At 44.5% G+C, this 14004-nt stretch carries 10 protein-coding genes; 7 read left to right on the top strand and 3 right to left on the bottom strand.

Going from position 1 to position 14004, the window contains the following annotated elements:
* The first annotated feature begins 73 nt into the window (after positions 1-73).
* The 7 genes from lpxC to AACU28_RS22230 all read left to right on the top strand — a co-directional run bounded on the left by lpxC (position 74) and on the right by AACU28_RS22230 (position 11616).
* The gene (gene lpxC / locus AACU28_RS22260) at positions 74-991 is read left to right on the top strand and encodes a UDP-3-O-acyl-N-acetylglucosamine deacetylase (protein ID WP_017080243.1); all 918 of its coding nucleotides are present in this window, start codon (positions 74-76) and stop codon (positions 989-991) included.
* Positions 992-1379: 388 nt separating this feature from the next.
* The gene (gene secA, locus AACU28_RS22255) at positions 1380-4106 is read left to right on the top strand and encodes a preprotein translocase subunit SecA (RefSeq protein ID WP_121603604.1); all 2727 of its coding nucleotides are present in this window, start codon (positions 1380-1382) and stop codon (positions 4104-4106) included.
* A 304-nt stretch (positions 4107-4410) separates the two neighbouring features.
* Positions 4411-4809 (top strand): 8-oxo-dGTP diphosphatase MutT, encoded by a 399-nt coding sequence (gene mutT, locus AACU28_RS22250; RefSeq protein WP_076670693.1) that lies wholly within the window; start codon positions 4411-4413, stop codon positions 4807-4809.
* A gap of 92 nt (positions 4810-4901) precedes the next feature.
* Positions 4902-5726 (top strand): 4-hydroxy-tetrahydrodipicolinate reductase, encoded by an 825-nt coding sequence (gene dapB / locus AACU28_RS22245; protein WP_017106812.1) that lies wholly within the window; start codon positions 4902-4904, stop codon positions 5724-5726.
* A gap of 503 nt (positions 5727-6229) precedes the next feature.
* Entirely contained in the window at positions 6230-7369 is a 1140-nt protein-coding gene (gene carA, locus AACU28_RS22240; protein WP_017109272.1) for a glutamine-hydrolyzing carbamoyl-phosphate synthase small subunit, read from the top strand.
* Between the two features lie 16 nt (positions 7370-7385).
* Positions 7386-10616, top strand: a complete 3231-nt coding sequence (gene carB / locus AACU28_RS22235; RefSeq protein WP_121603603.1) for a carbamoyl-phosphate synthase large subunit — start codon at positions 7386-7388, stop codon at positions 10614-10616.
* Between the two features lie 220 nt (positions 10617-10836).
* On the top strand, positions 10837-11616 hold the full coding sequence (locus tag AACU28_RS22230) for a TSUP family transporter (protein WP_004734975.1): 780 nt from the start codon (positions 10837-10839) through the stop codon (positions 11614-11616).
* Here AACU28_RS22230 and AACU28_RS22225 read toward each other — a convergent pair.
* From AACU28_RS22225 to AACU28_RS22215, 3 genes are all read right to left on the bottom strand, one after another.
* The gene (locus AACU28_RS22225) at positions 11567-12412 is read right to left on the bottom strand and encodes a LysR family transcriptional regulator (protein ID WP_017080246.1); all 846 of its coding nucleotides are present in this window, start codon (positions 12410-12412) and stop codon (positions 11567-11569) included. The genes AACU28_RS22230 and AACU28_RS22225 overlap by 50 nt on opposite strands.
* A 134-nt stretch (positions 12413-12546) precedes the next feature.
* Positions 12547-13128, bottom strand: a complete 582-nt coding sequence (locus tag AACU28_RS22220) for a flavodoxin family protein (RefSeq protein ID WP_017084777.1) — start codon at positions 13126-13128, stop codon at positions 12547-12549.
* A 244-nt stretch (positions 13129-13372) separates the two neighbouring features.
* Complete coding sequence (locus tag AACU28_RS22215; RefSeq protein ID WP_004734978.1) at positions 13373-13990, bottom strand: TRIC cation channel family protein; 618 nt, start codon at positions 13988-13990, stop codon at positions 13373-13375.
* Positions 13991-14004 lie beyond the last annotated feature (14 nt).

The raw sequence follows: 14004 nt of genomic DNA, 5'->3' as shown, positions 1-14004 counted from the left end.
GTCGAATTAATGGTAAAATTCGCGGTTGGTAAATACTGACCGTGATTTGTAGCACTGATAACGAGGCAAGCAGATGATCAGACAACGTACTCTGAAAGAAATTGTGAAAACAACTGGTGTGGGTCTCCACTCTGGTCGTAAAGTCACACTTACTCTTCGCCCGGCAGCTGCAAATACAGGTATTGTTTATCGTCGTACAGATGTCAATCCACCTGTAGATTTCCCAGCTGATCCAGCATCAGTTCGTGACACTATGTTATGTACTGCTCTTGTTAATGACGAAGGCATACGTATCTCTACAGTGGAACACCTTAACGCAGCTCTAGCTGGAATGGGTATCGACAACATTATTGTTGAAGTCGATGCTCCAGAAATTCCAATTATGGATGGTAGCGCAAGCCCATTCGTATACTTGCTACAGCAAGCGGGTGTAGAAACACTGAATGCAGCGAAACGTTTTATTCGAATCAAAAAGCCTATCCGTTTTGAAGATGGCGATAAGTGGGCAGAGTTTGTTCCATTTAACGGCTTCCGTATGGACTTTGAGATCGACTTTAACCACCCTGCAATTGAATCCGATGAGCAACGTTTGTTGTTTGATTTCTCATCACAAGGTTTTGTGAAGCAGATTTCTCGCGCTCGTACTTTCGGTTTCATGCGCGATATTGAGTACCTTCAGTCTCAAAACCTAGTACTTGGCGGTAGCTTTGATAATGCTATCGTACTGGACGAATACCGAATTCTTAATGAAGAAGGTCTTCGTTTCGACAATGAGTTTGTAACTCATAAAGTATTGGATGCGATTGGTGACCTTTACATGTGTGGACACGCTATTATTGGTGAGTTCCGTGCATACAAATCAGGTCACGGCCTAAATAACCAACTTTTACGTGCAGTTCTTGCTGACGCCGAAGCTTGGGAATGGGCAACATTCGAAGAAGAAGCTGGCTCTCCAGTTGCTTTCGCAGAACCGGGTATGGTTCTAGCGTAATTGTTGTTTACAACAATATAAGATTTCAAAAACCAGGCCATTGGCCTGGTTTTTTTGTATCTATTTTCCAGATACAGTGTCGTTAACCTCCGGAAATTGCTGGCTAATGGGCTGCTGTCTGCTTAATCCATCAGCAATTAGAAAGAAAAGTTCCAAGCACATCAAACAAATGGTGTTCTAAATGGTCGTTAGTGTGAAAATTACTTACACTAAAGGGCATTAATTTTAACTCAAGCCTTGAAAACTCTACTCTCAAGTACAATATCAAAGATACTAGATTTATCTCAGTATCCTTGGTTAGTAACTGAAGACTAGTTCATAGCTAGTAGAGACTGACGGCATTTAAAATAGATCGCGGACGATCTGAGAACGAAGAGATTCCAAGCACATGATTACTAAGCTGCTGACAAAGGTAATTGGCAGTCGCAATGACAGAACACTGCGCCGCCTTAGAAAAATTGTAAAAGAAATTAATAACTACGAACCAACGTTTGAAGCACTTTCTGATGAAGAGCTAAAAGCAAAAACGGTTGAGTTTCGTGAGCGCTTAGATAAAGGTGAATCGTTAGATCAACTTCTACCTGAAGCTTTCGCTACGGTACGTGAAGCGTCTAAGCGTGTTTACGGCATGCGTCACTTTGACGTGCAAATGATTGGTGGCATGGTTCTAAATGCTGGCCAAATTGCAGAGATGCGTACTGGTGAAGGTAAGACACTTACCGCAACCCTACCAGCTTATCTAAACGCGCTACCAAGCAAAGGTGTTCACGTAATAACGGTGAACGATTACCTAGCGAAGCGTGATGCGGAAACAAACCGTCCATTATTTGAATTCCTTGGCATGACTGTTGGCGTGAATGTGGCAAACATGGCTCCGCCAGAGAAAAAAGAAGCGTACCAAGCTGACATCCTATACGGAACAAACAACGAGTTTGGTTTTGATTACCTTCGTGACAACATGGCTTTCCGTGCTGAAGACCGAGTTCAACGTGAGCGCTTCTTCGCTGTAGTCGATGAGGTTGACTCAATCTTAATTGATGAAGCTCGTACTCCGTTAATTATCTCTGGCCCAGCTGAAGATAGTTCTGACCTTTATACGCGCATTAACACTCTAATTCCTTCTCTAGAGCGTCAAGATAAAGAAGATTCAGAAGAGTACCGTGGTGAAGGTCACTACACCATGGACGAAAAATCAAAACAGGTTCACCTGACTGAAAACGGTCAAGAATTTGTAGAAGAACTAATGGTCAAAAACGGCTTGATGGAAGAGGGTGATACACTTTACTCTCCAACCAATATCAGCCTATTGCACCATGTGAATGCTGCGCTTCGTGCACACGTATTGTTTGAGAAAAACGTCGACTACATCGTTACTGAAGAAGGCGAAGTGGTTATCGTTGATGAACATACTGGTCGTACTATGCCAGGTCGTCGTTGGTCTGAAGGTTTACACCAAGCTGTTGAAGCTAAAGAAGGTGTGAATATTCAGAATGAAAACCAAACATTAGCATCGATCACATTCCAGAATTTCTTCCGTCTGTATGAAAAACTGTCAGGTATGACAGGTACTGCTGATACAGAAGCGTTCGAATTCCAGTCTATCTACGGCCTAGAAACGGTGGTTATCCCAACCAACAAGCCTATGGTTCGTAACGATATGCCAGATGTGGTTTATCGTACTGAAGAAGACAAGTTCAATGCGATCATTGAAGACATCAAAGACCGTGTAGCGGCTGGTCAGCCATCACTGGTTGGTACAGTTTCTATCGAGAAATCTGAACTGCTGTCTAACGCATTGAAAAAATCAAAAATTAAGCACAACGTTCTAAATGCTAAGTTTCATGAAATGGAAGCTGAGATCGTTGCACAAGCTGGTATGCCTGGTGCGGTAACTATCGCAACTAACATGGCCGGTCGTGGTACCGATATCGTGCTAGGTGGTAGCTGGCAGGCACAACTTGAGAAGATAGAGAACCCAACCAAAGAGCAGATCGAGAAGATCAAAGCTGATTGGAGAATCATCCACGATAAAGTACTTGAGTCAGGTGGTCTGCACATCATTGGTACTGAGCGTCATGAATCTCGCCGTATCGATAACCAGCTACGTGGTCGTTCTGGTCGTCAAGGTGATGCGGGTTCTTCTCGTTTCTACCTATCAATGGAAGATTCTCTGCTACGTATCTTTACGTCTGATCGTATGGCTGGTCTTATCCAAAGTGGTATGGACGAAGGCGAAGCGATTGAATCTAAGATGCTGTCTCGCTCAATTGAAAAAGCACAACGTAAAGTGGAAGGTCGTAACTTCGACATCCGTAAGCAACTTCTTGAGTACGATGATGTAGCCAATGACCAACGTAAGGTTGTTTATGAGCTACGTGATGAGCTGATGAGCTCAGATGACATCAGTGAGATGATCGAACACAACCGTGAAGATGTACTGGCGTCAGTCATTGATGAATACATCGCACCTCAGTCTCTTGAAGACATGTGGGATATCGCAGGTCTGCAAGATCGTCTCAAGAATGATTTCGATCTAGACTTTGATATTCAAGGTTGGTTAGACGAAGACGACAAGCTTTATGAAGAAGCATTGCGTGAGCGCATTCTTGGTATGGCAGTAGATTCGTACAAACAGAAAGAAGAAGTGGTTGGTGCTCAAGTACTGCGTAACTTCGAGAAGTCTGTGATGCTACAAACGCTAGACGGCCTTTGGAAAGAGCACTTGGCTGCGATGGATCATCTTCGTCAAGGTATCCACTTACGTGGTTATGCTCAGAAGAACCCGAAACAAGAGTACAAGCGCGAGTCGTTTGAACTGTTTGAAGGTCTACTAGATGTGCTGAAAACAGACGTTGTGACTATCCTTTCTAAAGTTCGCGTTCAGCAACAAGAAGAAGTTGAAAAGATGGAAGCTCAACGTCAAGCTCAAGCTGAACAAGCGGCGCGTCGTGCACAAGCACAACATGCAACGGCTGAAAACCAGCTAGCTGACGATGAAGCGGATGCAGCATCTCCACAAACGGTAGTGCGCGATGAGCGTAAAGTGGGTCGTAACGAACCATGTCCATGTGGAAGTGGTAAGAAGTACAAACAGTGTCACGGTAAAATAGACTAAGTCTGGTGAATCGTTGCTGTAACGGATGATTGCATTGTCGGAGGTACTCACTTACCAACGTAAGCTCCGTGTCTCCTCCTTGCACTCACCACGTCACAGCTTAGCTTCACACAAACTTATTGATAAAAAGAGTCGCTTAGGCGGCTCTTTTTGTATGTGAATAATAAGGTTTTGATAGCGTCATCTTCGAGAGTGAGGGACGAGCGAGTCGGGGATCTTTCGAACTAACAAAAGAGCAGATCCCCTATCTAATTCGTTCCTCATTGTAGGGAATGACGATAGGGACATGAAAGGAACACCATCAATGAAAAGAATCCATATTGTAGCGGGCATCATCTTTAATCAAGATAAGTCACAGGTATTTATCACTAAGCGCCCAGACGACAAGCATAAAGGCGGCTTCTGGGAGTTTCCTGGCGGTAAGGTTGAAGTGGGTGAAACCATTGAACAAGCAATGACTCGTGAACTTGATGAAGAAATTGGTATCAATGTGACTGAACAGTCTCTGTTTGAACACCTTGAGTTTGATTACAGTGATAAGTCGCTTAAGTTCGATTTCATCCTTGTGACCGATTTCGAGCAACAGCCTTATGGTAAAGAAGGGCAACAAGGTGAATGGGTCGATCTTGAATCATTGAGCCAATACGCCTTCCCCGAAGCAAACGTGCCAATTTTAGAGCGAGTAATAAAAGAGTTTTCGTAATTGCTAGCCTGAGTTTGAGATTGTTGTTAGTTTAAAGAGATTAATCGAATGAACGTTACTGCGACAGATGAGCAGTGACGGTAACCAAAACAATGGAGATATTCGCAGTGGTAAGAATTGCAATTGCAGGAGCAGCTGGCCGTATGGGTCGTAACTTGGTGAAAGCCGCTCACCATAATTCAGAAGCAAGCGTTGGTGCTGGTTCAGAGCGTCCAGAATCATCTTTGGTCGGTGTTGACGTTGGCGAGTTATGCGGTGAAGGTCGTTTTGATGTGGCTCTAGTTGATGACCTTTCGAAAGCGGTTGAAGAGTTTGACGTGATTGTCGACTTTACCGCACCTGTAAGCACATTAGCGAATATTGAACTTTGTAAACGTCACGGTAAGAAACTGATCATTGGTACTACTGGTTTCTCTGAAGAAGAGAAGCAGGTTATTGATGCGGCTTCAAAAGAGATGGCTATAGTGATGGCACCGAACTATAGCGTTGGTGTGAACTTGGTTTTTAAGCTGTTAGAGAAGGCCGCTAAAGTGATGGGCGATTACTGTGATGTTGAAATCGTAGAGGCTCACCACCGTCATAAAGTCGATGCACCTTCTGGTACTGCGATTGGTATGGGCGAAGCGATCGCTGGTGCGATGGGCAATGAGCTAAACGATGTCGCTGTATGGTCACGCGAAGGCATTACGGGTGAGCGTACAAAAGACGAGATTGGTTTTGCGACAATCCGAGCAGGTGACATCATTGGCGAGCATACCGCAATGTTTGCTGATATTGGTGAGCGCGTTGAAATTACCCATAAAGCAACGGACAGAATGACCTTTGCCAATGGTGCGATCAAGGCGGCTGTTTGGCTAAATGATAAGCCAGCAGGCTTTTATACCATGACAGACGTCCTTGGTTTAAACGATCTATAAATAGATATTTATGCGCTGGCAATTGCCGGCGCTTTCTTTATTTGCCCCTTTTTTCTACTTAAACTCCTCTTGGTCACTTTCTTCTTATTCTCCGATTTTCCTAATTAGAACTGCATTTAGTTGTTGTTTATCACTGTTTGGTTGTTGTTTTTGATTTAAAGCTTTAAATCTACGTGTTTACTCATTGTATTTATCGATTGCGTTTTGTTGGTGATATTTTTGCCACCTAATGGTGGGTGAAAATGACGGGCGAAAATTAGAAAATCGTAATATTCCTATTAATAGAGTATGAAAGTTGAACTTTTGAAGCTTTGATGGGGAAAATTGAATTAGTTCTTACAAATGTTTAATTTCTTTTGCGTTAAATGTTGACACGTATCACGCAGATCACTAAAATACCGCCAATTTGTCTAATTTCCATAAACACGCAGTTTTTGGTGTTGCAGGAAGGTAGATTTGCAAATTAAATCAATTTTAATGCATTTTTATTTCTGGAGGTTGTCTTGAAGAAGTCAGCACTACTCGTCCTAGAAGATGGGACAGTATTTCACGGTGAAGCCATTGGCGCTGTAGGTTCTGCAGTTGGTGAAGTCGTTTTTAATACCTCGATGACGGGGTACCAAGAAATCCTCACTGATCCTTCCTATTCTCAACAAATCGTTACCCTTACTTACCCTCACATTGGCAATACCGGAACCAATTCCGAAGACGAAGAATCTTCTTCAATCCACGCTCAAGGCCTTGTGATTCGCGATCTCCCTCTAATCGCTTCTAACTTCCGTAATGAACAATCCCTTTCTGATTACCTTAAGTCGCAAAACGTTGTTGGTATCGCTGATATCGATACTCGTAAGCTGACGCGTATTCTTCGTGAAAAAGGCGCACAGAACGGTTGTATCGTAGCGGGTAACAATTTAGATGAAGCTTTGGCTCTAGCTAAAGCAAAAGAATTCCCTGGCCTGAAAGGTATGGACCTTGCGAAAGAAGTTACAACAAAAGAAGCGTATCAATGGAAACAAGGTTCGTGGACGCTTACGGGTGGACTTCCTGAAGCGAAAGCAGACTCTGAATTGCCATACCACGTTGTTGCTTATGACTTCGGTGCAAAACGAAACATCCTACGAATGCTTGTTGACCGCGGCTGCCGCCTAACGGTTGTTCCTGCTGAAACTTCAGCAGAAGAAGTACTCGCTCTAAACCCTGATGGTGTTTTCCTTTCAAATGGCCCTGGTGACCCAGAACCATGTACTTACGCAATTGAAGCAACAAAAGTGTTCCTAGAAAAAGGTTTACCAATCTTTGGTATCTGTCTAGGTCACCAGATTCTTGCTCTTGCGTCAGGTGCTAAGACAGTGAAGATGAAGTTTGGTCACCACGGTGCAAATCACCCGGTTAAAGATTTAGATCGTGATGTTGTGATGATTACTTCACAAAACCACGGCTTCGCTGCTGACGAAGATACGCTTCCAGAGACATTACGAGCGACTCATAAGTCTCTATTTGATGGTTCTCTACAAGGTATCCACCGTACAGATAAACCAGCATTTAGCTTCCAAGGTCACCCAGAAGCAAGCCCAGGTCCAGAAGATGCGGCGCCGCTATTCGACCACTTCATTGAATTAATTAAACAGCACACAGCGTAATCCGGAGTAGTAGATAATGCCAAAACGTACTGACATTAAAAGTGTTCTAATTCTAGGTGCTGGTCCGATTGTTATCGGTCAAGCATGTGAGTTTGATTACTCTGGTGCTCAAGCTTGTAAAGCACTTCGCGAAGAAGGTTACCGAGTTATTCTTGTAAACTCGAACCCAGCGACAATCATGACTGACCCAGACATGGCTGATGCGACTTACATCGAACCTATCCAATGGGAAGTGGTTCGTAACATCATCGCTAAAGAGAAGCCAGATGCAGTTCTACCGACAATGGGTGGCCAGACTGCACTTAACTGTGCGTTAGATTTAGAAAAATACGGCGTACTTGAAGAGTTCGGCGTAGAGATGATTGGCGCAACTGCTGACGCTATCGACAAAGCTGAAGACCGCTCTCGTTTTGATAAAGCAATGAAATCGATTGGTCTTGAGTGTCCAACGGCTGATACAGCGAAAACGATGGAAGAAGCTTACAAAGTTCAAGAAATGGTTGGCTTCCCTTGTATCATTCGTCCATCGTTTACGATGGGTGGTACAGGCGGTGGTATCGCTTATAACAAAGAAGAATTTGAAGAAATCTGTCGTCGTGGTTTGGACTTGTCTCCAACCAACGAACTTTTAATCGATGAGTCACTTATCGGTTGGAAAGAGTACGAGATGGAAGTGGTTCGCGACAAGAACGACAACTGCATCATCGTATGTGCGATTGAAAACTTTGACCCAATGGGTATTCACACTGGTGACTCAATCACAGTGGCTCCGGCTCAAACGCTGACAGACAAAGAATACCAATTAATGCGTAACGCATCTCTAGCAGTACTGCGTGAGATTGGCGTTGAAACAGGTGGCTCAAACGTACAGTTTGGTATCAACCCGAAAGATGGCCGTATGGTTATCATCGAGATGAACCCACGTGTATCTCGCTCTTCGGCACTAGCATCTAAAGCAACAGGTTTCCCAATCGCTAAGATTGCAGCGAAACTGGCTGTTGGCTTTACGCTAGACGAGCTAATGAATGACATCACTGGCGGCGCAACGCCAGCATCATTCGAACCAACAATCGATTACGTAGTAACTAAGATTCCTCGTTTTAACTTCGAGAAGTTTGCAGGTGCTAACGACCGTCTAACGACTCAAATGAAGTCGGTTGGTGAAGTTATGGCTATCGGCCGTAACCAACAAGAATCTCTACAGAAAGCACTTCGCGGTCTAGAAGTTGGCGCAACTGGTTTTGACGAAATGGTCGACCTAGATGCACCTGACGCTCTAACGGCGATTCGCCATGAGCTTAAAGAAGCTGGTTCTGACCGTATTTGGTACATCGCAGATGCTTTCCGTGCTGGTATGTCAGTTGATGGTGTATTCAACCTAACGCAAATTGACCGTTGGTTCCTAGTTCAAATCGAAGACATCGTAAAACTAGAGCAAGAACTTAAAGCGAAAGGCTTTGCTGGTCTGAATAAAGACGAGCTAATGAAGCTTAAGCGTAAAGGTTTTGCTGATGCTCGCCTGTCTAAGATTCTAGGTGTGGCTGAAAGTGAAATTCGTCGTCTACGTGACCAATACGATATTCACCCAGTCTACAAGCGCGTAGATACTTGTGCGGCTGAGTTCTCTTCTGATACGGCTTACATGTACTCATCTTACGATGACGAATGTGAATCGAACCCAACAGACAAAGAGAAAATCATGATCTTAGGCGGCGGTCCAAACCGTATCGGCCAAGGTATTGAATTCGATTACTGTTGTGTACATGCATCTCTAGCACTACGTGAAGATGGCTACGAAACAATCATGGTTAACTGTAACCCTGAGACAGTTTCGACAGACTACGATACGTCTGACCGTCTGTACTTTGAACCAGTAACTCTGGAAGACGTACTAGCAATCGTTCGTGTTGAGAAGCCAAAAGGCGTTATCGTTCAGTACGGTGGTCAAACACCATTGAAACTGGCTCGTGAGCTTGAAGCTGCTGGCGTACCAATCATTGGTACTAGCCCAGACGCAATCGACCGTGCAGAAGACCGTGAGCGTTTCCAAGTTGCTGTTGACCGTCTTGGTCTTCTACAACCAGAAAACGCGACAGTAACAACAATGGAGCAAGCGGTAGAGAAATCTCGCGAAATCGGCTTCCCATTGGTTGTTCGTCCTTCTTATGTTCTTGGTGGTCGTGCGATGGAAATCGTATACGACGAGCAAGACTTACGTCGCTACTTCAACGAAGCAGTAAGTGTTTCAAACGAATCTCCAGTACTACTTGATAGCTTCCTAGATGATGCAATTGAAGTAGACGTTGATGCGATTTGTGACGGTGAGCGCGTTGTTATTGCGGGTATCATGGAGCATATCGAACAAGCGGGTGTTCACTCTGGTGACTCAGCATGTTCTCTTCCTGCTTACACGCTAAGCCAAGAAATCCAAGACGTAATGCGTGAGCAAGTTGAAAAGCTAGCGTTCGAGTTGGGTGTTCGTGGTCTAATGAATACGCAGTTTGCTGTTAAGAACAACGAAGTGTACCTAATCGAGGTTAACCCTCGTGCAGCACGTACAGTACCGTTCGTATCGAAAGCAACAGGCGCGGCAGTCGCTAAGATTGCAGCTCGTGTGATGGCGGGTCAATCGCTAGATTCTCAAGGCTTTACGAAAGAAATCATCCCACCATACTACTCAGTGAAAGAAGTTGTTCTTCCGTTCAACAAATTCCCTGGTGTTGACCCACTATTAGGCCCAGAAATGCGCTCTACTGGTGAAGTTATGGGTGTTGGTGCAACGTTTGCTGAAGCATACTCTAAAGCTGAATTGGGTTGTGGCAACATCTACCCAGAAGGCGGCCGTGCACTTCTTTCTGTTCGCGAAGGCGACAAAGAGCGTGTTGTTGACCTAGCATCTAAGCTATCTAAGCTTGGTTACCAGCTAGACGCAACACACGGTACTGCAGTTATCCTTGGCGAAGCGGGTATCAACCCACGTCTAGTAAACAAGGTACACGAAGGTCGTCCTCACATTCTTGACCGTATCAAGAACAACGAGTACACGTACATCGTGAACACAGCAGCTGGCCGTCAAGCGATTGAAGATTCTAAAGTTCTTCGTCGTGGCGCACTGGCTGAGAAAGTGAACTACACGACTACGCTAAACGCTGCATTCGCGACTTGTATGGCGCACACTGCAGACGCGAAAACGTCAGTAACTTCAGTTCAAGAGCTACACGCACAAGTTAAAGCTTCTCAAGCTTAATTGACTCACGTGTATCGCTGTTAAGCGGATATAAATGCTCAAAGCCCACTCTTCGGAGTGGGCTTTTTTATGTCTGTCATCTGGTGTTGGTTAAATAGTGAAAATCTGGTAATGGCTAAATGATGAAAATTTGGAATAGGTTACAATCTTGTGTTTCGTTGTTGATTGTTTGCTCACGGTGGTAAGTTGTCGCTTCACGAGAATTTAAGGCGTTGGGTATATGGAAATCACTCTAGAAATATTGGCTATCTTGTTTGTTGTTGCAACGGCAGCAGGCTTTATTGATGCAATGGCTGGCGGCGGTGGATTATTGACTCTACCAGCATTGCTAGCGGCTGGAGTACCACCAACGCAGGCACTGGCAACCAACAAACTTCAAAGTTCTTTTGGCAGCTTCTCCGCCAGTTGGTATTTCGTACGCAACGGTATCGTTAGTATTAAAGAAATGCGCCTCGCGATCTTCTGTACTTTTATTGGGTCTGCAATTGGCGCCGAGTTAGTGCAGCATATTGATGCGAGCTTATTGACGAGCATGATCCCCTTACTGCTTATCGCGATCTCTCTCTATTTCCTATTAGCACCCCAAACTAGAGCGTCTGAAGGTAAGCAAAAGATGTCTGAAGCCGTGTTTGCTTTGTGCATTGGTGGCGGTGTTGGTTTCTACGATGGCTTCTTTGGCCCAGGAACGGGTTCTATTTTCACCGTCTGTTTTGTCGCTATCGGCCATTTCTCTTTAGTGGATGCAACGGCACGTACTAAGGTTCTTAACTTCACTTCGAATATCGCAGCTTTAATCTTCTTTATTTTGGCTGGTTTACCCATTTGGGAATTAGGCTTAGTGATGGCGGTTGGTGGCTTTATGGGCGCTCAGCTTGGCGCTAAAGTAGTGGTGACAAAAGGGCAGAAATGGATTCGCCCTCTTGTGATCGTGATGTCGATGTTAATGGCGTCTAAACTGCTTTGGGAACAGCATCAACAATGGATTCTATCAGTATTTTAACTCGTGGAGATTGATAGCTGTTCGGCCTTACACAGATATGAATCGGTCGAATCAATCCCTTCAATTCGGCAAAACTAAACAGGTATTGAGGCTCAATATTGAGTGTTTTTACGATAGAGAGCGGGATCAACGCTGGCCCTGTCCCACCCAACGCTAACTGAGCTGCTGCGGTGTAGGCATCCATCTCCATCAAGGGTTTGATGCCGAACTTTTCAAGCACAGATAACTGATACGAGTTTGCCGGATTGGTCATGTCGTTAGTGATGACCATTGGAGGAAGCTCCGTTAACGGCGACTTACTCACAATATAGAACGGCTCATCAAACAGATGGAATGTCATTAACCCATGATGCGGTGGCAGTAAACCAGCACACAACCCTAAGGTCGCTTTGCCAGATTGTACTCGCTCTATGATTCTTGGGGTATGGTTCGTGGTAATAGTGATGTATTTATCTTGCTGGATAAATTGGCCCATCATCTCACCTAGATAACCCGCGATCAGCGACTTAGAGCTATCTAAGGTGATGAGAGTGGTATCTTCCAACTCTTGCTGCTCATAAATAAGACCACGAAGTTCATTGAATGCAGGGCCGATACTCTCGATTAATGCAATCGCATCGGGCGTCAGTTTGATCTGTCGGCCACTCGGTTCTATGAGTTTCTTGCCTAACTTCTTCTCTAAATTAGCAATCCGTTTGCTGACCGCTGATTGGCTGATATAAAGCAAACTGCCGGTGCGGCTCATGGTTTTTGCTTTACTTAAAACCAATAGAGTTTCGATTCCTTCGAGTAGCATTGGGTTATATTCATGAAAGTTGGGAATGATTAAACCAAGTTACCTCAAACGCCATTCATTCTCTAGTCTGAGCACATAGATATCAGACAAGCTAGGGGTTTTGACGTTAGCTCGTTAATTAGGAAATTAGCTCGTTAGGCTTTCTTAACTAGACTCGCGATGCGTTGGCCAAAATAGAAAGCGGTTTTAAGATCATTACTATTGATGTGATTATTGGTGCTCTCTGCCGTCTGATCATCACTGGCGACCAAACCAATACTTGAACCTGTGCGATTCAAACCTAAATCATCAATATGCTTTGAGATATCAAGCCCTGCCCAAATCATGCCATGCTGACAAGCCAGAGTGAAAAAGCTCAGTAGAGTTTGCTGTTGTTCACCGTTAAGGCTACCACCAGTGGTGAAACCTGCAGCGAGCTTATTTCGCCATGCCTTCTTACAGTAGCTATCACTGCTCGCATCCATGAAACTCTTAAATTGAGCTGCTGGTGAGCCCATATAAGTTGGGGAGCCAAAGATAATGGCGTCACAGCTGTCTAATGCGCTGAGCTTATCGTCATTGTCATATCTTCCTTCGACTATTTCAGAAGATAGCACCTCGATGAGCAGTGCTGAGTTAGATTGTTGAGTGTTAATGCCTTCTGCGATTGTCTCTGCGACTTGCTTAGTCGCTCCATTCTTAGAGAAGAAAACAATGCCCACTTTATTGATGCTCATCTTGAACTCCCTTTTGCCAATGTTAGTAAATAAATTAATTTATAAAGTGATTTGTTTATTAATATAGCCTGTGAATTAGATAAGTAAACAAAAAACATTACTAACCTAGTGATGAATGAGTTAATGAGCTAACTAGAGTGTCAGGAAAGAAGGGGATCTTTGAATAATGGAAATAGAGGGGATAAGTAATTTGAAAGCGAATTAAAAAAGGCTCCTTTGCGGAGCCTCTTAGTCATCGTTCTATCTATTTGATAGCAAAGGTAGGCAATGACAAGTGCCAGCGAATAGCGCCAAGCCTAATCAATAGTGTTGTGAACACACCGGCTAAAAATGCGGTTTCTGAATCGTGCCCCATGAGAATCGCCATTGTATGGAAAGCACCACCAATGATACAAGCCGTGGCGTAGACTTCACTTCTTAAGATCATCGGCACTTCACGGGCAAGCACGTCACGGATAATACCGCCACCACAGCCTGTGATAACCCCCATGATAATAGCCACTAATGCCGAGTCTTGATAATTCAGCGCTTTCTCAACACCAATGCCAACAAATACGGCTAAGCCTATCGCATCACATACCGGCAATATCCACCAAGCCAGACGTTTAGGGCGTCTTACAATAATCATGGTCAGCAAACAGGTAGTGATAATGACCCAAAGGTAGGTGGTATCGGTGATCCAAAACACGGGAGTCGCACCCAATGCCATGTCACGGATAGTGCCGCCGCCAATCGCGGTCACACTGCCTAGAACGGCTACGCCAAAGGGGTCCATCTTAAGACGGCCAGCGACAAATACGCCTGAGACAGCAAAAATGGCAGTGCCAAATAAATCGATAATATAAAGCAGCATGGAGTCCATGATACTGGTGCTCT

It is taken from the genome of Vibrio sp. SBT000027 (assembly GCF_963894355.1).
In the GTDB taxonomy this organism is placed as follows: Bacteria; Pseudomonadota; Gammaproteobacteria; order Enterobacterales; family Vibrionaceae; genus Vibrio; species Vibrio splendidus.
This window is presented reverse-complemented; position numbering and strand designations above follow the sequence as displayed.

Excerpts from the sequence above, each read along its gene's own strand:
- lpxC (WP_017080243.1), top strand. The coding sequence starts at position 74 with ATGATCAGACAACGTACTCTGAAAGAAATTGTGAAAACAACTGGTGTG.
- secA (WP_121603604.1), top strand. The coding sequence starts at position 1,380 with ATGATTACTAAGCTGCTGACAAAGGTAATTGGCAGTCGCAATGACAGA.
- mutT (WP_076670693.1), top strand. The coding sequence starts at position 4,411 with ATGAAAAGAATCCATATTGTAGCGGGCATCATCTTTAATCAAGATAAG.
- dapB (WP_017106812.1), top strand. The coding sequence starts at position 4,902 with ATGGAGATATTCGCAGTGGTAAGAATTGCAATTGCAGGAGCAGCTGGC.
- carB (WP_121603603.1), top strand. The coding sequence starts at position 7,386 with ATGCCAAAACGTACTGACATTAAAAGTGTTCTAATTCTAGGTGCTGGT.
- AACU28_RS22230 (WP_004734975.1), top strand. The coding sequence starts at position 10,837 with ATGGAAATCACTCTAGAAATATTGGCTATCTTGTTTGTTGTTGCAACG.
- AACU28_RS22225 (WP_017080246.1), bottom strand. The coding sequence starts at position 12,412 with ATGCTACTCGAAGGAATCGAAACTCTATTGGTTTTAAGTAAAGCAAAA.
- AACU28_RS22220 (WP_017084777.1), bottom strand. The coding sequence starts at position 13,128 with ATGAGCATCAATAAAGTGGGCATTGTTTTCTTCTCTAAGAATGGAGCG.
- AACU28_RS22215 (WP_004734978.1), bottom strand. The coding sequence starts at position 13,990 with ATGGACTCCATGCTGCTTTATATTATCGATTTATTTGGCACTGCCATT.